Raw genomic sequence first — 21194 nt, forward strand, 5'->3', positions numbered from 1 at the left:
GCACCAAAGGGAATCAGAATCGGCGGGCGCCTGTCACCGGCATCGAGGAGAGGGGGGAAGTGGTCACGCCCGTGCCGTATGTCGATGCGTGGATGACTTTGCCGTCGCCTGCGTAGAGGGCGGAGTGGCTTCCGCCGTAGAACGAGACCATGTCGCCGGGACGCAGTTCGTCGAGCGGTACCGGCGTTCCGGCGGCGAGCTGGTCGTAGCTGGTGCGTGGCAGCTCCACGCCGGCCTGCTCGTAGGACCACTGCACAAGCCCGGAGCAATCGAAGGAGTCTGGGCCGACGGCGCCATAGCTGTAATCGGAACCGAGTTTGGTTCGTGCCGCGTCGACGGCCATCTCACCGGCGGTCCTCTGCGGAATCACCGCGGCGGGCGGAGTGGGCGCCCGAGGCATGATCTGCGGGAGGTCACCGAGGAAAGGGATCTCGATCTCCGGAAGCACGCCGATCAGTGGGATCTCGATCGCGGGCACAGTCGTCGGTAACGGCAGCTCGATTACGGGAATCTTCACCGAAACCGGGGACTCGATCGCCGGGCCGAGCGTGGCAGGCGCGATCTCGATCTGCGGAACCGGGGTACCCGCGATGTTCTCGATATCCGAGAACCCCGCGGTCACCGGAGATTCGGTGACGGGGAGTATGGCGTTGTTCAGGGGAATGTAGTCGGAAATCTCGAACGTTCCCACGCCCGGAATGGTCACCGGCTGGGCCGATGCCTCCCCTGCGTTGCACAACACGCCGATGAATGCGGCCGCTCCGGTGGCGAGTGCCCAGAGCACAGCACGTCGCAGGTAGCGGATATATCGGTCGTCGGTCGATGATGCCATGATGCGGTCCTCCGATGCTCATATCGCCGGCCTCCGGCGGAGCCATACGACGCCGCCATGCGTGGCGCGACGGACTTCACCAAAGACCTCGAATTGATTCGAAAACCATCACGGTGCTTCGTCAGTCCAGCGGATCCGATCCGAGTATTCACCTTTCGGCATAGTTTGCATCACGTAAAGCACAACACACCTTTATTTCCATAACGAAATAATAACTCGTTCCGGCACCCGCAACGATAATTCCGCGTCTCGCAATTCGTTCCCCTATACGCAATGACCCCGCAGGGAAAACATTCCGCTGCGGGGCCGTCGCCGACTGGGATTTCACGCGGTGATCTGTTCCTCGATCTGCTCGGCGATCGTACGGAGCTTGGCCGCGAACTCGCGCGCCGCGCGTGGGTCGTCGCTGGATCCTTTGACCACGCGTTTCGTCAGCGCCGCGAGCCGGGATTCCATGGCGGTGAAGATGTCGGCGGAGCGATCGGTCGGGTCGCCCGGCAGTTCGCCGCGCAGCCACGCTTGGAGACGCTCGACCACCACTTCTTCGTCATAGCGTTCGGGCAGCAGCGCCACCGCCTGCCGGAGCTTTCCCGCGGTGACCTTCACGTCGGCACCCGCCGCCACGGTGGTGTAGATGGTGACCGCAGCGTCTTCCCCGTATTCGGCCGCCACCGGCAGCAGTTCGCGGACCTGGCCCTCGTTGATCGCGGGCGCGACCGGCTGCAGCCGCGCGGCGAGCGGCCAAGCGCGAATCAGCTTGTGCGCGTACGACCGCTGCATATCCCACCGCTGTTCCACGTAGTCGTCGAACGTCTCGTGGCTGTCGCGGTAGAGCCTGCCGTCCCGCACGATCTGCAGCGCACGCCCGGCGGCCCAGAATGCGATCCGCAGCGTGTCGATCGACGACTCGCACGCCGTCAACTGCGCCCGTTCTCGGTCGCTCAGGGGTCCGTCACCCGCGTCCGGCACCGGCATGGTCAAGACATTCGGGCTCACGGCCGGCTTCGACCGCCGCCATTCGGCGTCGCGCAGCGGGGACACCGGTGGCGTGTGCTCGGCGCCGTCGGATAGCGGATTCGCCCCGCCGATCGAACCCTTCCTGCGTTGTGGAGGCATCAGGCAGGCACCTCCAGCAGGGCGCGATACGCGCTCAGCAGCTCGTCGCCCACCTTGCGGTACTCGCCCAAATCCTCGATCGGATTCTCGGCGCCCTCCCCCACCTCCCCGTCGGCCGCCTCCCGATACCATTTCCAGGCGCTCAAATAGGAATCGAATACGTCGTAGCCCGCGCTTTCCAAATGGCCCCGCTGCGCACGGTATTCGGTCGAGACATTGACGCCTTTCTTCATGATCACCGGGACTTTGGTCATCAGCACCCGCACCCGGATTTCCCGGTCGGTGTCGGCCGCCGCCTCCTCAGCGGCTTTGAACGTACTCGGCACGCGTTTGACTTCCGACGGGCTCACACTCGTCAACAGCAACAGCTCGTCGCTCTCCGGAACAGCGGCCTTGAAGATATCGGCCGACTCACCCCCGGCGTCCACGATGATGACGTCGAAATCGGCGGCATTGTCCGTTATGCAGTCGCCGACATGCCGCGACGGGAACGCGACCAGATGGAACGGCACTTCGATGCCCCCCTTGACCAGCCGCCGGTACCAGGAGTAGCCGGTCTGGCTGAGCGGGTCGGCGTCGATCACCAGCACCCGCAGTTCGTGAACAGAAGCGAAGTAGCTCGCCAAGAAGAACGCTGATGTCGTTTTGCCGACACCGCCCTTGAGATTCCCCAGCGTGATGACCAGAGGTTCGGGCAATTCGAGTGGCGCAACAGAATTCGTCATTGACGTTCCTCCGAGGGTGAGGAGTGTATTACTGTGCCGGGCCAGTCTGGCACAGTATCGACGAATATCGTCTGATTGCGGCGCCTTGTCGCGGCTGTGCCGCTGCCGCTCTGTGTCCAATTGGACACAAAGGTTCCGGCTATCCGGCCGGAAATTTCACCACCCCGCCGGGACGGCGAGCCCGTGTTCCCGCTGCTGCCGACTCGAAATTCGTCGGGGGGACGCCCGTTATCCGTATCGGCCTCGAAGCTCGGGTGCGTACACCAACGCACCAGCGGTAGGCCGCCGCACCGGAACGAAGCGTTTCAGGTCATCAGTGGAGCCTAGGGGAATCGAACCCCTTCGGATCACCCTTCCCACCTGCGGCGATGTCGTCCTGTCCTGCGGTTCGTCGGGATTCATCGGGATTCGTCGGGTTTGGTCGGGACTCAGAATAGGCCGATTCGTGGACGCCGTCCACGGGATCTGTCCACCGTCCGGGCGTACCCTTGACAGAAATGTCCCCCGCGGCGGTTGCACCCGCCCGGGGGTCGGACTCCCGACTCGGAGGAATCAGTGTCCGACTCTACTCGCGACATCGGCGACCGCATCGCAGCCACCCGCAAGCGCAGGCACCTCACACAGCCCGAACTCGCCGCCGCGGCCGGGGTCTCCCCGACCCTGATAGCCCGCCTCGAACAGCACGGCTACGACAGCACTCCCCGACTCAGCACCGTGCGCAAGATCGCCGAGGCGCTCGGCACGACCACATCAACCCTGCTCGGCACCGCGGGCGACGCCGAGCCCGCCGACGATGCGACGCTCGATCTGTGGGCGCCGGTCCGGCATGCTCTGGCCGCACCGCCCGAGGCCGACGGCGACGACCCCGTCACGGTCGCCGACGTCCGCGCCGAGCTGCTGCGGCTCCAACAGCTCATGGGCGAGCACGAGTACGCCGCCATGGCGACCGCGATCCCGGCCCTGCTGCGCGACTCCGCGCTCGTCGGTGACCGCGGCCTGCGCAGCCATGCGCTCGGCATGACGGGCTGGCTGCTCGTTCAGAACAGACAGTGGGAGGACGGCGCCCTCGTGCTCGATCAGGCGATCGAGGCGGCGCCGGACGAGGCCACCGCGGCGGCGGCCGTGGCAACACGAGCGTGGGGCGAGCTGCGACAGGGTCACCTCATGGCCGCGCGTGAGCTCGCGATGGGGTGGGCGGACCGGATCGAGCCCAGGTTCTCGCGGGCGCCTCTCGCCGTCCTCGCCGGGTGGGGTCGTTTGTGGCTGCTGGTCGCGACCATCGCGATCCGCGACGCCCGCGTGCACGAGTACGAGGACGCGCTCGGGCTCGCCCGCTCGGCGGCGGCTCGCATCGGCCGCGAGGTGCTCACCGAGGCGTCGACCACGCGCCAGTTCGGGCCGATCACGGTCGAGCATGTCGCCGTCGAGGCCGCCGCGCTCAACGAACAGCCTCGGCTCGCGCTCGCGCTCGCCGAGCGCACCCCGCCGGCGGAATTCCTGCCGCGCGCGGCCGGTCGGCTGCGACACCGCCTCGACGTCGCCAACGCTCATGTTCAGCTCGGAGACTGGGACGAGGCGATGGGAGAGCTGCGCGAGCTCGCCGCGATCGGCCCGGAGTGGCTGCCGCAGCAGCGGTACGCGCGCGACGTCGTCGGCGAGCTCGTCACGCGACGGCGCACACTCACACCCGAGATGCGCGATCTCGCCGATCTCGTCCGGCTCGGTGCCTGAGCTGGCGCGAATTTCATTTCATGTCGGTGCGATGAAATGGATCGGTTGAAAGTACTAGTTCGGGTCGACACGACCCGAAACTGTCAGTGCGGCAAGGCTGCCCGGCGCGGGACCCTCTGAGGGCATTCGGCGTCGGGTAGCTTGCAGGGCCGCCCCCTCGCAACGCCCCGGCGCCGGGTGCCCCGTCCCATCCGACGCACGCACACGGGGGGTGGCCCATGGCCGCATCCAACGGAAACCGAGAACTGCGAGAACTCATCAAGCTCGACGACGAGCTGACCGGGCGCGAAATGCTGCCCCACGCTTGGCCGCACGAGGCGCCCGAGCGGCCGTTCACCATCGAGGGCGCGCACCTCGCGATGCAGCGGCACGCGGGATGCCCCGCCGACAGCTGTGCCCGCAAGCGCGCCGCGCAAAAGATCCTCGTCGAGGCCAAGCACATGGTCCCCGACTACCGCTCGTCGAGGAACCTGCCATGACCGCCGCGTACGTCGCTCGGCGCGACGAGGACGACGCCCCCGTCTGGGAGGACAACGCCCCCGTCGGCTGGTTACAGCGCGACGACGGTTCGTGGTGGACCGTCGACGAGTACGGGATCGCCTACCCGGTGGCCGCATTCCGGCCGGATCCCGATCTCGACGCCGAGGCACAGGCAGCACTCGGCCCGCTCGGCGATCCGATCGACATCACGCCGTCGTCCGTGGTCGACGTCGAGGTGCCACGGTGACCGCGGGCGAGCTGTCCACGCTCGAGGCTCTGGTCGAGCACGGCGGCGAGCATGTGGTGACCGCGGTCGATCTCGGCCGCCGATGCGCCCAGGATCCGGCACGCCTCGAGCGCGATCTCTCCGCGCTGGTCGGCCTCGGCCTGGTCCGCGAGCACGTCGTCGACGGCGCCCGCGCGTGGCGGCCGTCGGTCGCCGGGTACGAGATCGGAACCGCGCTGTGACCGGCGAGCCGCCGGTCGAGCTCGCCGACGGTTCGTGGGCGCGCCCGATCGGGTCGCACGGGCGATGGGTGGTCACGACGGACCGCGAGGGACTCGATCCCTGCCCGATCATGATCGGGCAGACCCTCGACGACTGCCGTCGCGACGCCGAGCGGCGGGCACTCGCCCGCGGGCGGCGTCCTGCCGGATCGTGCGAGCCGGGCGACGCCGCGGTAACGCCTGTCGGGCGGGCCCGATAGAGCCGCATGGGGATCATGAAGGATTTGAAGAACATCGAGGCGTCGGCCGCCGCCGCCGCGGCGCAGTCGAGTGCGGCCGACGCGAAAACGCTGGTCGTCGTCCAGCTCATGCAGATGGGTTGGCCGACGCTGGACAGGCAGGCGGCGAGTGTGTGGGTCGACAGGTGGCTGAAACAGAACGGTCTCGGCGGTCGCTGACATGCGAAACGCGCCCCCCGCCGAATCGGCGGGGGGCGCGGGCGTTTCGGCGGACCTGCGGGAACCGGTCTACAGGTCGTAGCCCTCGATCGAGTCGACGGCCGGACTCCGGTACTCGGCGTTGAAAAGCGGATAGTTGCCCTCGCAGAACCACCCCCACCGGCGGTTAGTCGCGCCGCTGCTCACCACCGCGCCGGAGTCCTCCCAGGTCAGGAACGGCGTCACGTAGTTGCCGTTCCTGTACAGGTTGAACACGTCGGCCGTGCCCGCGACGTTGCGTTCGCGGCGGAAGTCGAACAGATCGGTCAGGGCCGCATTCGTGCTGGTGACCGCACGTTGAGTCTGGCCGGTCTGCCCGGTCGAGATGCCGCTCGTCGGCGGCGATCCCGACTGTGTGTAGATCGCGCAACCGTTGCCGGTGCTCGCGACGAAGTAGCACATGACGCCCGCGCCGAATGTGTCGGCGACCGCCAGGATCGCACCGGTGAAATTGTCCGTGGCGGCGTTACCGGTCGGCGCGATGAACTGGACTTTCACCCCGTACTTGTCGGTCGCGAACCGGCCCGCCTGCGTGCCGCCGCCACCCTGCCAGCTCACCCAGCAACCGGCGCGACCGTCCCCGTTGCTCATCGTCTTCATCTGCGCCCGGTTGGTCGCGATGCGCGGGGACGCGTTCCGATCGACGCGCCAATCGGTTCCGAGCGAGGCGTTGTCGGCCCGGTTGAACGTGTCCGACCAGCGGTAGCCGACCGCGGTCGTCACCGCCGCTGTGCCGCCGCCGGTCGACGCCGCAGCGATGCTGGCGACCGGCTTCACAGTCACAGCCGCTGTGCCGCCGCCGGTCGCCGCTGCCAGGACAACCGGCGTCACCGACACCGTCACCGCGGCCACACCGCCGCCGATCGCTGCCGCGGTGGTGACCGCGGCCGGTGCGGTCGATACCGAGGCCGTGCCGCCGCCCACCGACGCGGCAGCGATCGAGACCGCGGCCAGTACGGTGACCGCCGCGACGCCGCCGCCGACCGCGTCGGCTGCGATCTGCGCGCCGACGATAACCGCCGCTGCCGTGCCGCCGCCGACGGCCGCCGCGGCGATCGAGACGACCGGCGCGACAGCGACAGCGGCGACGCCGGCGCCCACAGACACGGCAGCGAGGACCGGCACGTACACGATCGCCGCCGCCGCGACGCCGCCGCCGACCGCATCAGCGGCGAGCGTGAACACCGGCGTCGGCGACGGCGGGAACCGCACCTCGCGGTCGTCAGCGCCCGGCCAGCGCGCGGCCGGTCGGGTGTCCGGGCCCGGGAACCGGACCTCGCGAGCGTCCGGACCCGGCCAGCGCAGCGACATCGGCTAGTCCGCGCCGCTCGGGTACGTGTACGAGGGGGTGACCTTGACCTCGCCGGCGGGCGAGACGACGACGTCGGGCGAGTCGACGGTGCCGAGGTATGTCGAACCATTCCACCGCGCGACGTGAGTGTAGGTACCCGCGGCAGCGTTGAAGGTCATCTGAGACCCCGTGACGACGCCGCCCGAGGCGCTGCCCCAAGTGGTCGTCTGGCGCGCGTAGCCGCCGCCGGTCGCCTCGTTCGCGGTGCCCGCGCCGCCGGGGTCGCCGGTGTGCAGCGAGTACGTGGCGCCGAGCGACGCCCAGTAATTCGCCATCGAGTTCTTAACGGCCGTGGTGCTCGACATGGTGCACTCCTATCTGTCAGGTCCGACGGGCAACGCCCTCGGCGAACGCGTAGTCGTCGGTCGCGCCGGGACCGGCGGCCGGGTTCGGGTAGTGGATCCACAGCCGGTATGCGGTACCGGTCGGGATGTCTGCGACCTCCTCGGCCTCGACGCGCCACGACAGGGTTGCGCCGTCGACGACCGCGGTCCATGTCTTCGGAGTCGGGCTGGTCTCCCACACGATCTCGGCGGTCGTGCCCGGCGGCAGCGGTATCCCGCCCGGCCGGGTCCGGCTCGCGATGAAGTCGCCGGCGTTCAGGTCGATCGGATCCTGAACCGTGCGCCATCCCATCGGCATACGGGCCTCCCTAGCTGAGTGCGTAGTACGGGACGAACGATGTACCGAACGTCAGCCCGCTGTACGCGATCGTCGACGGCGGCGAGGTGTAGCCACCGCGGTAGGCGTAGAGCGCGGACGGCTTGAAACCGGCGGGCGCCGACATCCCCCAGACCGGCTTAGCGAGCACGCTCTTGCAGGTCTGCGACGAGTTGGTGACCTGTAGTAGCCCGACGGCCCAGATCTCTGATTTGAGCGCGTCGACGGCGGCCGGGAGGTCAAACGTGTACTCCCTGTTGGTGTCGCCGACGCTGGTCGTGATATTCCCCGTCGCGGCCATGAGTGTGAGGTCGCCCGTCGAGGGCGCCATGAGGTACGCGCAGGCGTACATCGCCGTGATGCCGAGCAGGGTCACACTGTTGCCGGTCCCGAACGTGACCCGGCTGTACCGCCGGTCCTTCGTGCACTCGATGAAACCGAGCTCCATCATGTTGGCCGCGTTGCCGGCGGGCTTGTAGTCGGGCGGGTCGTTGTACGGGATCGTGTGCGAGTGCGAGCCGCCCGAGGCGCCTGCCGAGCCGGTCGTGTTGGCGATCGGCTCGAGCATGATCCGCGGAAACGTCGCGTCAGCGTCGCGTGTGAAGGTGTGCCAGAGCCCGCGCCCGGTCGGGATGACGTTGCCGTCGGTCGCGGCGAGATCCTGTTGCGCGCGGGTCGCGCTGCCGGTCGGGCCGACGATCGGCGCCTTGGCCTTGTTGTAGATCGACGCCTCGGTCTCGTGCTGCCACTCGTAGAACGCACCGGGGCGCGTTGGGTTCTTCGCGCCCGCCGGGTTCGAGTTGTTGGGTGAGGTCATCGGGCGTCACCGCCCCGGGCCCGCTGGAGTCGAACGAGGGTCAGCAGCAGATCGAGGATCGCGAGCGCGATCGCGAGCAGCAGCAGGGGGCGGATCACGTCCCGCCCCGGGTACGAGTAGTCGGTGAGGATCGTCGCCATGCCCTGTGTGCAGATCACCGACAGGCACACCATCAGGCGCATGACGCCGCGCCCGGCCGCCGTCGACCGCCAGGCCGACCGCGCATACGCGCCGACGAACAGCCAGCCGAGCGCGGCGATCGCGCCGAGGTAGACCGTCGCCGCGGCCTCACGATCCGGGATGGCGACGAACGCCACCAGCCCGGCCATGGCCGCGGCAACGAGGACGACACGGTTTCGTCGAGTGCTCATGTTCCCCTCCGTAGCTCGATCGCGGCCTCGATCGACTCGCCGAAGTGGTTGCGGGTGATCGCTGCGCCGATCACGTCGGCGAGATGGTCGACCACCGGGCGCCGTCGCCGTACCTCGTCGAGCTCGTGCTCGGCCCGCTGTGCTCGCTCCCGCGCCGCCCGGGTCGGCGCGGATTCGCGGTCACTCCTCGCCCGAAACCGCATTGTGGGTCTCCCTGGGTGTGGTCGGGGCGACTGCCTGTAGCAGCGTGGTCGCGAGCTGTGCGGTGCTCAACAGGCGCGTGTTCTGCGTCGCGAGCTCGGATTTCACGGCTTGCTGTGCGTCGATGTGCCGCTCGAGATACGCGGCCCGGTTCGCGGCGTCGGCGAGCAGCCGCTCGACGGTCGCCCGCGGGACGAGGCGACCGGAGACGACCAGCCCCATCACAATGAGCGCCAGGCCGACAGTGCCGACCGAGTCCCACGGGACGGCCGTCAGATCGGCGATCATTCCTCACCGCCGCCGGTTGCCGATAGCCACGGCGCGTATCGGTCGATCAGGATGTCGACGGCCGGGATCGCCATCACGCGCGTGATCGTCAGCGACACGGCCAGCGCGGTACCGACGCCCCACGCGGTGTCGGGCAGGCCGGAGGACTCGACGAGCTGCGGCATCGCCGCGGCGGTGCCGACGCCAAGCTGAAACGTTGTCCGGATCGCCGCCCGCCACGGAAACCGGACCTGTGTCGGCGCGTCCGGCGCGCTGTGGCGCCCCATCACGGCCGCCGCACGAGGTAGAGGGCGCGGTCCGGGGCCGGGGCCGGGGCGCCCGAGTACGCGGCGTGCGCGAGGGCGACATCGGCGCCGAGGTCGACGAGCAGCTCGTCGACGGCCGGGGCGGTGCCGGGGATGCCGAGTGCCGACTCGACCGCCTCGCCGAACGTCGGCGCGGCGGCGGCGCTCACTTGCCCGCCTTGGTGTCGAATCCGGCGATGCCGAGGTGCTCGCCGATCGCGGCGAGCGCGTCGACGACGGTCCTGCCGCCGAGCTGCGGCCAGCCCTCGAAGTTCGGCCCGCCGCCGAGCTGGACCAGGATCGCGGCGACGGCCTCGGTGAGGTACCGGTACCGCTCGGGGTCGGTCTCGACCGCGCGGCCGAGGATCTCGAACCCCTTGCGATCCCCGCCGAGCAGCTGTGTAGCGACGGCCTGTGCATCGGACATGGTCGGTACCTCCTTGGTCGGTGCTGCGAACAGTGCGTCGAGGGCGGCGAGGTCGCCGCGGAACGCCCATGCGTCGATCTGGAGCCCGGCGACCCGGGCCCGCTGGGTGAATTGCAGGACTATTGGCGCGTTGCCGCCGTAGGGCGCCCATCCGGGCGAGGTGTCACCGGGGTACAGGGCGCTCGCGTAGCCGGGCTGGTCGGCGCCGTAGTGGCTCGCCATGAGCGGCGGCAGACCGGACAGGTCGGGGCGGCCGATGCCGTCCCAGTACCAGCGCGGCAGGTAGATCAAGGCGACCCGGTAGCCGCGGCGCACGAACTCGTCGTGCACCGCGCGCAGCACGCCGGCATCGCCCGAGCGCTGCTCGTGGTCGAGCATCACCGGCACCGAGCGGTCCGGCTCGACGCGCGCGTACCGGTCGACCTGCTCGGCGGGCGAGCTGCTGGCGAGCACGTAGTGATACGCCATAACGCGCAGCCCGGCCGCGCGGGCGGCGTCGCGCTGCTCGACGTAGGCCGGGCTCGTGTATCCGCTGCCCTCGGTGGCCTTGATGATCACCGCGGCGAATCCTTCGCGCTGGACCTGGGCGAGGTCGATCCCGGCTTGCCATCCCGAGATGTCGACGCCCCAGATCATCGGACACCCCCGACGAACTGGCCGAGGATCTCGCCCCACAGCGCCTCGTCGGCACCGGCGGTCGGCGCCGCGGTGTAGCCCTTCGGCGCGATGAGGCTCGCCATCTTGGCGACGGTGAGCCAGTAGTGCTCGATGCCGCCGAACCGGGCCGGGTCGGCGACGTAGACCGTGCGCCGGTCGCTGTCGTACCCGACGATCGAGACATAGTGGTAGATCGTCTGATTCGACGGGTAGCCGGGCGGCTGATTCCCGGGCGGGGCGACGATGTTCGCCACCAGCGCGTTGCCGCCGTCGATCGAGCCGACGACGTCGTCCCACAGCCGGTCGACCTGCGCCGGTGAGGGTGGGTCGTTCGGGATCTGGACCGTGACGTACGGCTGTCCGGTCCGGCGGGCGAGGACGGTCGTCACCTGCGTGATCGAGTCGGTGCCGTCCTGGTCGTCCCACGGCGAGCCCTCGAGTGCCTCGAGCTCGTCGACGAGCTCGCGTTCGGCGACGTCGATGCCGCGCGCCGTGAGCGCGATCTGAGTCGACGCGGGCCCGCACCACCAGCCCGTCTCCTGCACCGAGTACGTGTGGTCGAGGATCTTCTCGGGCATCATGCCTCCCTGTCCCTGTAGCGCTTGAGGATTCCGGCGCGCTTACTGCCCTCGGCCTCGAGCGCGATCACGCGCCGGATCTCAGCCGGGCTGGCGTCGCGGAGGTGGGCGAGGACTTCGGTCACGGTGTGCTCGGCCGGGTCGTAGCGGGTCACCTTGGTGACGTAGCCGCGGATCTCGGTCGGAGTGCGGGCCGCCTCGGCGGCGGTGTCGCGGTTGGCGAGCTGGCGTCGCATTTCCGCTTGCACCACGCCCGACAGCGCGGTGACGTCGATCTCGGTGGTCCAGTCCTCGGGCGGTGGCTCGTTCTTCCACTCCCCCGCGGCGAACGCGGGGTTCAGCTCGCCGGCCTTGGGCGGCCAGTAGAACTCGGTCGGTGCCTCGACCCGGCGCGCGCCGCCATTCCACAGCCGCCGCGACCACAGCTTGAGCCCTGAGATCGGCATCGCCATCGAGGCGCCGCGCATGCCCGGCAGGCCAACCAGGTACGGGAGAAACGCCTCGTCCGGGTTGTTCGGATTGCAGGCATCGACGGTCGGGAATGTGCCCGTCGTCAACCAGGGCGAGTGGTCGATCCCGCACAGTGTGTGGCAGTACTCGCACGGGCACCGGCGGGTCTGGCAGACCGGGCAGACCTGCCGCTGTGGTGGCGGTAGCTCGGCGCCGGGCGCCTGCGGCGGCGCGTCCTCGATGCCGCTCACAGGACCGGCCGGATCTGGGCGAGCGGTGCGGCGGCCACGCGACCGCGGTAGCGCACCGGGACGTGCGTGTACGGGTCGCACTCGTCCTCGCACTCGTCGTACTGGGCGATCTCGCCGATCATGACGACCCACAGCATTCGGGCATCGCGGTCGAGCGCGCCGCCGAGGTCGACCGCGATCGGGTCGCCGGTGCAGCGCGGCCGGTCGGTCGGCACCTGTGCATAGACGAGCTGGGACATGGTCGGTACCTCCAATTGCGTGTTGGCGTGGTCCTTGCCTCAGCCGAAAACGCCGAGGTCATGCAGAGAGCTGAAAACGCCCTCGAGCTTCTCGATCGCCCGCACGGCGGGGTCCTTGTCGTCCGAGTTGTCGCCGATGACGGGGATCCACGACAGCGGCTCGGTGTCGCTGTAGCGCAGGCGCACCGACTTGATGCGGTCGACGTGGATCAGGCCGGTGCGGTCGCTGATCAGCCCGAATCCCACTCGGTCGCCGACCCAGCAGTGCCCCTTACCTTGGTCGCCGATCACCCACGGCGAACCATCGGCAACATTGACCTCGACGCCGAACTTGGTTCTCGTCGCCCAGAATCCAGCGCGCAGGACGAGCAGGCTCTCGATCGTGAACGCTCTGTCGCACCCGTCCTGGAAGTACTCGAAGTACCCCGCCCAACCATCAGTTGTGCTGCGCTCCAACGACTTAACGTTCATCCAGCTGAGCACCGTGTCGCTGTACAGGGGGCTTAACAGCGTGTCAACGCTGCCCCCAACCGCCGGGATGAACAAGGCGGCGGACAAGAGATCAAACGCTAGCTGAATACTCGCTGAGATGGCCTCGTTGACCCCGTACATGCTGTGACCGCCGGTAACGACTTGCACGCCCTTGGACGGCCACCGCTTGTGCTTGCTCGCCTGGATCCCGGTCTCGCGGCCTTGCAGCCACACGACGTACGGCGTGGTCTTGGACGTCGACAGCAGCCCCGGCACCTTGTACGTCGGCTCGTCGATGTCGGCGACTTCCTCGACGACCGGGTCGATGAACGAGCCGACGAACGAGGCGACGGTGCGCGTGAGGCCGTCCCAGAGCGTGCCGCCGTTGCTCGTGCCCTGCGCGTAGTACCCGCTCTTGTCGACGATGTCGATCACGAGCGCGCCGGGGCGCAGCGTCATGCCGGGGATCGGCTGCTCGTCGCCGAGGTCGGGCATGTAGCGCCGCCACACGACCGAGAGTTCGGCGTCGTCGAGGATCGGCCCGGCGATGCTGTGCCAGTTCTTGAACCGCGACGAGAGCAGCGCCCAGAGGATGCCGTCCTCGAGGTCGTCGAGGAAGCTGTGCGGTTTGACGACCACCGACCATGTCGATACGTCGCTCGTATTCCATGAGGACGGATCGAGTGGATCGTCCGGCAAATTCCACCAATTCATCTGCTCGCGCATCACCTGGAGGTGGAGAGCGGTGAGCAGGCACCAGCGGGCGCCGCCGGCCAACATGAAAACCCGGGGAAATTGCAGGGCGCTTGGCAAGGCCGCGTTTGACCAGACGGTGTACCACTTGACCGTCTCGTAGTCCGAAAGCCATTCCACAACAAGGACTTCCGAGCCGTCCTCGCGCTGCTCAGGGCCGACGGAATCGAGCCGCCCGGACCATCTCGCCCCGTTTCTGCATTCGACGACGAGGTGTACTTGCCGTTTCTCGCCGCGCTGGATTCGCCCGTATTCGTCCCACATCCATTGCGCGAGATAGTGATCCCACGGAAGCTCTGTGATTCCGGCCCCGGTGTCGTTGTCCTTCCATTCGAAATCACCCAGATACGCCGCGTCGAGCCAACCCTGTAACCGGAACTCGCCGTCGTAGACCGCGGCGTCCGGCGGCTCGAGGCGACCGGCCGCGCGCTTACGCTCACGCTCCTCGGTGGCCTGCCAGATGGCCTCGCACTCGGCGAGCAGGTCAGCTGTCATCGCGGCCATCTCAGAACCTCTCGAGGCCCCACGGCCGCGACCACAGCCGCGGTTGGCGGAACAGGATTCCGAACGTGGCGCTCGTGACCTCGGACGCGGCGACCGGTAGCGCCGTCCACGGGGTGTACGGCGGGATCACGTAGAGCAAGCGGTTACCGCCGAACAGCCCGGTGACGTTGGTCCCCGTGAAGTCCTCCCACGGAATCCGCATCCGGTCGACGTGCGCGACGAGGCCGTGCCCGTTGACGGCGCCGATCGGGGTCGTGACGAGCATGCGGTCGCTGTCGTCGCGGCCCGACCGGAAATCAATGCCCGGCACGCGCTTGCCCTTGGGGCCGGTCCACGACAGGTCGGGGATGTGCGCGCGGCCGTCGCCGGTGACGACGACGACGTGCGACATCGGCCGATCCGTGGGATTGCACACCCACACCTCGCCGGTGCCCGACGACGCGCCCTCGAGCATCCATCCGGCCGGGTGTTCGTCATCGCCGACCCAGTCGTCCTCGTACCACATCGGCTGTGGCGCGACGAGCTTCACAGGCAACGAGCTGGCGCTGTAGTCCCATGGATCGGTGTCCATTGCCATGATGGGCGACTCGATCATGAGGACGTCGAGCGAGCGGGTGCCGCTGCGCGTGGTGGTGATCGCCAGCCGCGCAGGCTTCGCGGCCGGATCCCATGGGTCGACCTCGTAGTCGAGGGCGAGCCGTAGCGAGCTGTCGATCTCGGCCCAGAGCTCGGGGTCGTGGTCGGGGGTGAACGCGCCGAGCTGTAGGTCGATCTCGCGATACGGCCGGTCCACCTTGCCGGGCTTGCCGCCGATCTCGAACGCGCCCCGCTTCATCATCACCTTGACCGGCGCGTCGTAGAGGCCCTGCGGCCCGGTGTCGAGCACGACGCCTTGCTCGCCGGCGTCCGGGCCGCTGAGGCAGAAATAGGACCCGTCGCAGCCGAACAGCTCGACCGTCGCGTGCACACTCACCGGCGCCTCACTTCCCCGCCGTCTGGCGCTTCTGCTCGCGGCTGAATGCGGAGACGGCCTCGTACACGTCGGCGACGACGATGTTCCAGTTGTTGACCGTCTTCTCGATGTCCTCGACGTAGCCACCGACGCCCGGGATCGCGGACTTCTGGCCGGACAGGGCTGTGTTCCCGGCCGAGGTCATCGCCGTGCTGAACTTGGAAAGCGCCGTGTTGACCGCGCTCGCCTGGTCGTACGCGGTGTCGGTGCTGTCGCTGGTCGTCGTGGTGGTGCCACCGCCACTCGAGGTGGTGGTCGAGGTGTCGGCCGAGGTGCTCGCGCTGGCGCCGCCGAGGTTGCTCGGCCAGTTGTCCACCCACACCGGGACCGCGGTGCCCGACGGCCTCGAGGTGCTGGCGCCCGCCGAGCTCGCATCGCCGGATGCACCGCCGCTGGCGCCGCCGCTGCCGAGGCCGCCGGTCGTGCCGCCGCTGCCGCCGGTGCCGCCGCCGGTCGTGAGCCCGCCCGTGGTCGGGTTGCCGCCGACGGGCCAGTGCCACTGCTGCGCGAAGGACGACGGGTCCTGTGCGCCTGCGCCGACCTCGACGCCGTCGCTGCCGCTCGACTCGAACTTGAGGTCGCCGAGGCGGCCGGACATGTGCCCGCCGGTGCCGCTGCCGCCGTTGGTGCCGATGGTGAGATCGGTCGCGCCGCCCGCGCCCGACTTCCACCCGAGCGCGGCGAAATCGCTGTCGGTGGTGAAGTAGCGCGCGTTCGGGGACTTGCCGGTCACCTTGCCCCACACGCCGCCCGCGATGCCCGAGCAATCCCACGACGGGTTACCGGTGCCGCCGTACTGGTATGGCTTGCCGGCCTCGCCGCGTAGCCAGTTCTGCACGTCGACGAGACCGCCACCGGCGTAGGCGGGTAGCGGCAAGCCGTTGTTGATCGCCTCGAGCAGCGGGAGGTATTGCTTGGCGTACCTCGCCCTCACGATGAACTCGCCGTTCGAGATCGCGGCGAGGATGCTGTCGCTCGTGCCGGTGCCGGGTCCGACGGCGAGGCCGCCGGTGTTGAAGCTCTGGAGTTTCTGCCCCAGTGCCTTGGCTGTGCCCGCGCCGGGGATCTCGATCGGGCCGATCGAGTCCGGCACCCCGGCGAGGATGTTGCCGAGGGCGTGCACGGCGGGCCGCAGGGTGTCGGCGACGCCGGACCACATCGTCTTGATGACGCCACCGGCCGCCCCGAACGCGTCGCCCACGAGCCCGACGCCGCTCTTGAGCTTGTCGAACACCGGGCTGACGACGTTGTCCCACGCGAACGAGATCGCGGTGCCGATCCCGTCGAAAACGGGGTCGACGACGTTGTCCTTGAAGAACGAGAACGCCTCGCCGACGAGTCCGACGCCGCTCTTGAGGTTGTCGAACACCGGCGAGCCGACGTTGTCCCAGAGCCACGACATCACCGCGCCGACGGCCTGGAATGCGGGCACGGCGATCGAATTCCACCACCACGAGATAGCGTCGCCGACGAGCCCGATGATCGCCTTGAAGTTGTTGAAGATCGGCGAGCCGATATCGTTCCAGAACCACGACAGCACGGCACCGGCCGCCGAAAACGCTGGCTGGACGATCGAGGTCCACCACCACGAGATTGCATCGCCCAGGAATCCGAACGCCGCTTTTGCCGCCGTGAATGCGGGGCCGACGATATTCGACCACCACCACGAGATGATGTTCGATACCGCCGTGAAAGCTGGCGTGACGATATTCTGCCACCACCACGAAATTGCGGTGCCGAGCCAGCCGAGCGCGGTCATCATGCCGGAAAAGGCAGGCTGGACGATCGAGGTCCACCACCACGAGATCAGTGAGCCGATTGCCTGGAAGACGGGCTGCATGGCGCCCCACAGCCACGTTGCCTTGTCGCCGATCCAGCCGAGCCCGGCGAGGATCCCGTCCCACGCGACCCGGATGTATTGCCAGGCGACCTGGACCGCGGTCTTGATCGCGGGCCAGATCTTCTCCCACAGCTTCTTACCGGTCTCGGTCTTGGTGAAGAACGCCCACAACGCGACGCCGATCGCGGCGACGGCGGCGATGGTCAACCCGATCGGGCCGGTCGCGAACGCCATCGCGGCACCGAACGCCCGCGCGGCCACGGCCCCCGCGATCAGCGCGATCCGGTGCGCCGTGAGCGCGATCGTGTTGCCGGCGAGGGTGGCCGCGCTGCGCCCGGTCGCCGCAGCGAACACGCCTTGAGCGACCGAGCCCGCGAAGGTGGCCGCGTTCCACAGCAGCATTGCCGCGCCCGCGACCCGGAACGCCGTGGCCGCCATGAGCAGATAGGGCGCGAGCGGCGCCATATGTGCGACGACCGTCGCCAGCGGGGGACCGATGGTAGCCAGCACCGTTGCCCAGGGGGTGAACGCCTGCACCAGCGCGGGGATCAGCGGAGCGAGGCGCTGCATCACCTCGCCGATCGCGGGCATGATCACCCGGGCCATGTTCAGCAGACCGGGCGTCGCGTCGCGGATAGCCTGGCCGATCGCCACGAATCCCGGCGCCATCGCCTTGGCCGAAATCGCACCGAGCTGGCGGAACGCTATAAAGAGCGGGCCGACGACATTTCCGACGTTAGATAGGACCTGCTTAAAACCGCTGAAAGCGCCGGTGATCTGGTCGACGTCTGTGTCCTGTAGGGACTTACCGAAATTGTAGAATACCTGATTGAGGCCCTGCCCGTAATTTGCAAATGTATCCGCAGCGGTGCCGAGGTACGCGAAAATACCCTTGGTCAATTCGGCAATGCCGGATTGATCCTTATTGAATTGCTGAAAGAATTTCTTCGACGCCAATCCCATGGAATCGATGCCGTATACGACCTCATCGGACGCGAATGCCTTGCCCATATCCTGGCCGATTTGACCGAGGATGACCGACATCCATCCGAAATTTCCACGAACTCGGTCGATTGCCACACCAACGGCACTGAACGCCGGTGTGAGCTCGGCCGAGAATCGGTCGACCATTTCCGAGCGCATCGTGTGGAAAGCCTCGAGCATCGGCCCCATACGCTGACCGACCAGTTTGTTCATCGCCTCGTCGGCGTCAGCGAACTTGGAATTGAATTCCGCCGCGCCGTCAGCGAGTCCCTTCATACCGATCTTGAGGGCGATGATCGCGGGGCCTGCAATGCCAGCAGCCGACGCGGCGAAGCCTGCCAGGGCGGGACCCGCCACGCTCAGCGCCGAGGCGAGTCCGCCACCGAGCAACGTCGTGACACCCGAGGCGACGCCGAGGAACGCCGCCGCGCCGACGGTCGCCTTGGCGAGTGTGCGACCGAACGCGGTCAGACCCGACACCACTTTCGTGACCGCCTGTAGCAGCAGGAACGCCGCGGTGATCTGGCCGATCTCGCCCGCAACGCGCGACGCGATGGCGGCGATGATGCGCAGCGCACCGGCGAGCCGGGTGAGGCCGGTCGAGGCGACCGACCGCAGCGCTACCGCGCTGACGAACGTCGCCGCCGAGAACGACCGCACGACGCGAGACGCGATGCCCATCGTCGTGGCGATCGTGCCCGCGTTCACCACGAACAGGCTCAGACCCTTGGTGGCGAGCGTGAGACCGGTCCCGATCCCGCGCATTCCCGTCGTGAAGCCACCGCGCCACCGGTCGGCGGCCGAGCGGCCCGACGACTCGTAGGACTCTTCGCGCGCACCCGCCGACACCGCGGCACCGGCGTCGCGGCCGGTCTTCGCGCTGCCGACGAGGAACCCGGCCCGGAACCGGCCCGCAGCGTCGCGCCCGGCACTCGCGTAGTCCGCGGAGCGGATGCCGGTCGTGATGGCCGCCCCGGCTTCACGACCGGCCTTCGCGCTGGTCGTCTTGAGGCCGGCACCGACCCGGTTGCCCGCGGTGCGGCCCGTGCTCTCCCAGCCCGCCGACTCGATGCCGGTCGTGATCGACGAGCCGGTCTCGCGGCCGACCCGCTTCCCGATCGTGGCGAACGGCCGCTCGATCTGGCGCTCGAGCGAGCCGGTGATACCCCGGACTGTGGGGATGACCTCGAGTGTCGCGTACGCCGTAGACAAGGGATCACCCCCTTCTCTATCCGGTGCCCATCGCCTTGCGGCGGCGTGCGAATCGCGCCTCGACGTTGCGGCGGGCCCGGCGCCGCGCGGCGGTGATCTCGCGCCCTGCGGCGGCTTTCGGGCGCGCGGCGTGTGGATGGCCGGTCAGTGCGCCGTAGATGTCGCCGAGCAAGTACTCCCGGATCCCCCACCGCGGCACTCCCTTGTTGAAGTGGGCGGCGACCGCGGAGTCGGGGGGCGGATCCTGGCAGACGAGGACCCAGATCTCGCGCAGCGTCAGCAACGGGACGCCGCGCTCGTCGACCCTCCACCGGTCGCTGTACCGCCTGTGGTGGTAGCGGGACAGGTCCCGCTCCACCACATTCGGGGCCTCACGGAGCAGCCGCAGCAGGGCGACTAGTTTCCCGCGGTCTCGATCCCGCAGGCTTCGCCCCACGCGTCGAACATCTGGCCGTACTCGGCGTCCCACGGGTCGGTGTCGAGGAACTTCTTGAACTCGACGTCGCCGAGCAGCTTCTCGAGGGCGACCGTGCCGCGGCCACGCTCGAGCTCGCGCGCGACGCCCTTCGTCCGCTCGAGCCCGTTGGGGGCGGTGTAGGTGATCCCGTTGTGCTCGAACTCGACGAACTCGTCGCCGTCGGCCTCGCGCTGCGCGGGCGGCTTGTGGTCCTGCGGCTGCTTGACCCCGGCGGGCCGGTGCGGGGTAGCGCGCTTGGCGGGGGCCTTACGGGGGCTGCGAGGGGTGGTCATGGCGTGGTTCCTTCCTGTCGGGATTCGAGGCGCAGACCTTGCACCTCGAGCACATAGCGGCCGACCTCGGCGAGCAGTGGACCCGTGGCCGCGGGGTCGACGCCGCGGTCGGTCAGATCGCTGTAGACCCGGGCGACGAGGTGCGGCAGCTCGGCGAGCGCGGCGGCGAGCAGGCTCTCGGCCTGCCGCTGAGCGGCGTCGAGCTCGGCTCGATCGACCTCGGCGGCCTTGGCGGCTCGAACGGCGGCGGCGATGCGGCCGCGGTCGCTCTGCCGGTATCGGCCGGTGTCGTCGGCGAGGCCGAGCTCGCGCGCCATGGCGCGGATCTCGTCCTCGCTCGGCATCGGTGCTGGCATGGTGGCGTGGTCCCTACTGGCGCGGTTCGGGTGAGCAGGGAGCGGCCGGGCCCGGCGAACCACGCCAGTGTTCCGGGCCCGACCGCGTCTCAGGCGAGGCCGATCTCGACACCGGCGCTCGGGCCGGTGAGCAGGGCCGCATCAGCCTCGAGCATCGAGTTCGCCTGTCCGGCGAACTCGCCGGTCAGGGTCACCGTGTAGTCGCCCGCGGTGCCGGTGACGGTGACGTTGCCGGTGCCGAGCACGGCCTCGAGCGCGCTCTGTACCGCCGCCGCGAGCGCGTTGTACGCGATGTTGCCGGTCGGCTCGCCGAGGTACAGCAGCCGGAAGGTGCCGCCGGTGCCGGTGACCTCGACGGTCTGCACCTCGTTGATCGGGGTGTACTGCCGGGTGTAGAGCAGACCGTCACCGCGGGCGTAGATGTCCGCGGTGACCTCGTGGCCGGTCGGATCGCTCTCGTTCCGGTCGAGGTTCGGGATCCAGCAGGTCGCCGGGCGCGCGGTGATAAGCCGCTCGGGCACTCCCATGTCGTTGACGAACTCGAACCCCAAGATGAAGTTGCCCGGTCGGGGCACGCGGATCTGTGTCGCGGTCGAGCCGGGGTGCGCGATACGCCTCGTCGTCGAGTTCGACTCGAGGCAGGTGAAGACGCGGCTCTCCTTGTAGTTCTTGAATCCCTTGCGGTACAAGCCGATACCCCAACCGAAATGCTCGGTGGTGTCCCACTCGCGCGCGTTCTTCACGCCGTCGTCGCCGTTGAGGATGCCGAGGTTGTCCCACGTCGCGTCGAACTCGTCCTCGATGGTGGCGGGCATGGTCGGCGACAGCGTCTTGCCGACGAAAATCGCGGCGTCCGAGAAGATCTGGACGGCGTCGGGATTACGGGTCAGAGACATGCGTGTATCCCCTT

General features: G+C 68.7%; 29 protein-coding genes. 6 read left to right on the top strand and 23 right to left on the bottom strand.

The window, feature by feature from the left end; genetic code table 11:
* Positions 1 to 13 precede the first annotated feature (13 nt).
* From ACWESM_RS18400 to ACWESM_RS18410, 3 genes are all read right to left on the bottom strand, one after another.
* Complete coding sequence (locus tag ACWESM_RS18400) at positions 14 to 535, bottom strand: C40 family peptidase (RefSeq protein WP_397077020.1); 522 nt, start codon at positions 533 to 535, stop codon at positions 14 to 16.
* A gap of 621 nt (positions 536 to 1156) precedes the next feature.
* The gene (locus tag ACWESM_RS18405) at positions 1157 to 1948 is read right to left on the bottom strand and encodes a hypothetical protein (RefSeq protein ID WP_355073410.1); all 792 of its coding nucleotides are present in this window, start codon (positions 1946 to 1948) and stop codon (positions 1157 to 1159) included.
* Positions 1948 to 2793, bottom strand: coding sequence for a ParA family protein (locus tag ACWESM_RS18410; protein WP_355073412.1), 846 nt, complete (start codon positions 2791 to 2793; stop codon positions 1948 to 1950). The genes ACWESM_RS18405 and ACWESM_RS18410 overlap by 1 nt, the downstream gene beginning before the upstream one ends.
* A gap of 435 nt (positions 2794 to 3228) precedes the next feature.
* Here ACWESM_RS18410 and ACWESM_RS18415 point away from each other — a divergent pair, with 435 nt between their 5' ends.
* The 5 genes from ACWESM_RS18415 (at position 3229) to ACWESM_RS18435 (ending at position 5789) form a co-directional block, all read left to right on the top strand.
* Entirely contained in the window at positions 3229 to 4404 is a 1176-nt protein-coding gene (locus tag ACWESM_RS18415) for a helix-turn-helix domain-containing protein (RefSeq protein ID WP_452492724.1), read from the top strand.
* Positions 4405 to 4622: 218 nt separating this feature from the next.
* Positions 4623 to 4883: a hypothetical protein gene (locus ACWESM_RS18420; protein ID WP_452492726.1), complete on the top strand. Its 261-nt coding sequence runs from the start codon at positions 4623 to 4625 to the stop codon at positions 4881 to 4883.
* The gene (locus ACWESM_RS18425; protein ID WP_452492728.1) at positions 4880 to 5131 is read left to right on the top strand and encodes a hypothetical protein; all 252 of its coding nucleotides are present in this window, start codon (positions 4880 to 4882) and stop codon (positions 5129 to 5131) included. The genes ACWESM_RS18420 and ACWESM_RS18425 overlap by 4 nt, the downstream gene beginning before the upstream one ends.
* Positions 5128 to 5352, top strand: coding sequence for a hypothetical protein (locus ACWESM_RS18430; RefSeq protein WP_452492729.1), 225 nt, complete (start codon positions 5128 to 5130; stop codon positions 5350 to 5352). Before ACWESM_RS18425 ends, ACWESM_RS18430 begins: the two co-directional genes overlap by 4 nt.
* A 254-nt stretch (positions 5353 to 5606) precedes the next feature.
* Entirely contained in the window at positions 5607 to 5789 is a 183-nt protein-coding gene (locus ACWESM_RS18435; protein WP_452492731.1) for a hypothetical protein, read from the top strand.
* Positions 5790 to 5858: 69 nt separating this feature from the next.
* On the opposite strand, the gene ACWESM_RS18440 is transcribed toward ACWESM_RS18435, so the two are convergent.
* Genes ACWESM_RS18440 through ACWESM_RS18515 form a run of 16 tightly spaced genes read right to left on the bottom strand, consistent with a single transcriptional unit; the run spans position 5859 to position 18323 of the window.
* Complete coding sequence (locus tag ACWESM_RS18440; RefSeq protein WP_452492733.1) at positions 5859 to 7139, bottom strand: hypothetical protein; 1281 nt, start codon at positions 7137 to 7139, stop codon at positions 5859 to 5861.
* Positions 7140 to 7142: 3 nt separating this feature from the next.
* Complete coding sequence (locus ACWESM_RS18445) at positions 7143 to 7484, bottom strand: phage tail fiber protein (protein ID WP_452492734.1); 342 nt, start codon at positions 7482 to 7484, stop codon at positions 7143 to 7145.
* 16 nt (positions 7485 to 7500) lie between these two features.
* Positions 7501 to 7821, bottom strand: a complete 321-nt coding sequence (locus ACWESM_RS18450; RefSeq protein ID WP_452492736.1) for an LtfC-like domain-containing protein — start codon at positions 7819 to 7821, stop codon at positions 7501 to 7503.
* A gap of 10 nt (positions 7822 to 7831) precedes the next feature.
* Positions 7832 to 8656 (bottom strand): hypothetical protein, encoded by an 825-nt coding sequence (locus tag ACWESM_RS18455; protein WP_452492738.1) that lies wholly within the window; start codon positions 8654 to 8656, stop codon positions 7832 to 7834.
* Positions 8653 to 9027 carry a putative phage holin gene (locus tag ACWESM_RS18460; protein ID WP_452492740.1) on the bottom strand — a complete coding sequence of 125 codons (375 nt, stop codon included), beginning with the start codon at positions 9025 to 9027 and terminating at the stop codon, positions 8653 to 8655. Before ACWESM_RS18460 ends, ACWESM_RS18455 begins: the two co-directional genes overlap by 4 nt.
* The gene (locus tag ACWESM_RS18465; protein ID WP_452492741.1) at positions 9024 to 9230 is read right to left on the bottom strand and encodes a DUF7620 family protein; all 207 of its coding nucleotides are present in this window, start codon (positions 9228 to 9230) and stop codon (positions 9024 to 9026) included. Before ACWESM_RS18465 ends, ACWESM_RS18460 begins: the two co-directional genes overlap by 4 nt.
* Positions 9208 to 9516, bottom strand: a complete 309-nt coding sequence (locus ACWESM_RS18470) for a hypothetical protein (RefSeq protein WP_452492743.1) — start codon at positions 9514 to 9516, stop codon at positions 9208 to 9210. Before ACWESM_RS18470 ends, ACWESM_RS18465 begins: the two co-directional genes overlap by 23 nt.
* The gene (locus tag ACWESM_RS18475) at positions 9513 to 9782 is read right to left on the bottom strand and encodes a hypothetical protein (RefSeq protein WP_452492745.1); all 270 of its coding nucleotides are present in this window, start codon (positions 9780 to 9782) and stop codon (positions 9513 to 9515) included. Before ACWESM_RS18475 ends, ACWESM_RS18470 begins: the two co-directional genes overlap by 4 nt.
* A complete protein-coding gene (locus ACWESM_RS18480; RefSeq protein WP_452492746.1) occupies positions 9782 to 9970 on the bottom strand; it encodes a hypothetical protein in 189 nt (62 codons plus the stop codon). Before ACWESM_RS18480 ends, ACWESM_RS18475 begins: the two co-directional genes overlap by 1 nt.
* Positions 9967 to 10863, bottom strand: a complete 897-nt coding sequence (locus tag ACWESM_RS18485) for a glycoside hydrolase family 25 protein (protein ID WP_452492748.1) — start codon at positions 10861 to 10863, stop codon at positions 9967 to 9969. The genes ACWESM_RS18480 and ACWESM_RS18485 overlap by 4 nt, the downstream gene beginning before the upstream one ends.
* Positions 10860 to 11465 carry a C39 family peptidase gene (locus ACWESM_RS18490; protein ID WP_452492749.1) on the bottom strand — a complete coding sequence of 202 codons (606 nt, stop codon included), beginning with the start codon at positions 11463 to 11465 and terminating at the stop codon, positions 10860 to 10862. The genes ACWESM_RS18485 and ACWESM_RS18490 overlap by 4 nt, the downstream gene beginning before the upstream one ends.
* A complete protein-coding gene (locus tag ACWESM_RS18495; protein ID WP_452492751.1) occupies positions 11462 to 12163 on the bottom strand; it encodes a phage gene 29 protein family protein in 702 nt (233 codons plus the stop codon). Before ACWESM_RS18495 ends, ACWESM_RS18490 begins: the two co-directional genes overlap by 4 nt.
* A complete protein-coding gene (locus ACWESM_RS18500; protein WP_452492753.1) occupies positions 12160 to 12402 on the bottom strand; it encodes a hypothetical protein in 243 nt (80 codons plus the stop codon). Before ACWESM_RS18500 ends, ACWESM_RS18495 begins: the two co-directional genes overlap by 4 nt.
* A 39-nt stretch (positions 12403 to 12441) precedes the next feature.
* Complete coding sequence (locus ACWESM_RS18505; RefSeq protein ID WP_452492755.1) at positions 12442 to 14130, bottom strand: Gp37-like protein; 1689 nt, start codon at positions 14128 to 14130, stop codon at positions 12442 to 12444.
* A 1-nt stretch (position 14131) separates the two neighbouring features.
* Complete coding sequence (locus ACWESM_RS18510; RefSeq protein ID WP_452492757.1) at positions 14132 to 15103, bottom strand: hypothetical protein; 972 nt, start codon at positions 15101 to 15103, stop codon at positions 14132 to 14134.
* A 7-nt stretch (positions 15104 to 15110) separates the two neighbouring features.
* The gene (locus tag ACWESM_RS18515) at positions 15111 to 18323 is read right to left on the bottom strand and encodes a phage tail protein (protein WP_452492759.1); all 3213 of its coding nucleotides are present in this window, start codon (positions 18321 to 18323) and stop codon (positions 15111 to 15113) included.
* Between ACWESM_RS18515 and ACWESM_RS18520 the strand changes: the two genes are divergently transcribed.
* Entirely contained in the window at positions 18277 to 18789 is a 513-nt protein-coding gene (locus ACWESM_RS18520) for a hypothetical protein (protein WP_452492760.1), read from the top strand. The genes ACWESM_RS18515 and ACWESM_RS18520 overlap by 47 nt on opposite strands.
* A 405-nt stretch (positions 18790 to 19194) precedes the next feature.
* Here the strand turns inward: ACWESM_RS18520 and ACWESM_RS18525 are convergent, their stop codons facing one another.
* The 4 genes from ACWESM_RS18525 to ACWESM_RS18540 form a co-directional block, all read right to left on the bottom strand.
* Positions 19195 to 19539 (bottom strand): hypothetical protein, encoded by a 345-nt coding sequence (locus ACWESM_RS18525; RefSeq protein ID WP_452492762.1) that lies wholly within the window; start codon positions 19537 to 19539, stop codon positions 19195 to 19197.
* A gap of 35 nt (positions 19540 to 19574) precedes the next feature.
* Entirely contained in the window at positions 19575 to 19928 is a 354-nt protein-coding gene (locus ACWESM_RS18530; protein WP_452492764.1) for a hypothetical protein, read from the bottom strand.
* Positions 19925 to 20284 carry a hypothetical protein gene (locus tag ACWESM_RS18535; RefSeq protein WP_452492766.1) on the bottom strand — a complete coding sequence of 120 codons (360 nt, stop codon included), beginning with the start codon at positions 20282 to 20284 and terminating at the stop codon, positions 19925 to 19927. The genes ACWESM_RS18530 and ACWESM_RS18535 overlap by 4 nt, the downstream gene beginning before the upstream one ends.
* An 89-nt stretch (positions 20285 to 20373) precedes the next feature.
* On the bottom strand, positions 20374 to 21180 hold the full coding sequence (locus ACWESM_RS18540; protein ID WP_452492767.1) for a hypothetical protein: 807 nt from the start codon (positions 21178 to 21180) through the stop codon (positions 20374 to 20376).
* Positions 21181 to 21194 lie beyond the last annotated feature (14 nt).

The organism is Nocardia sp. NPDC003999, assembly GCF_053604885.1.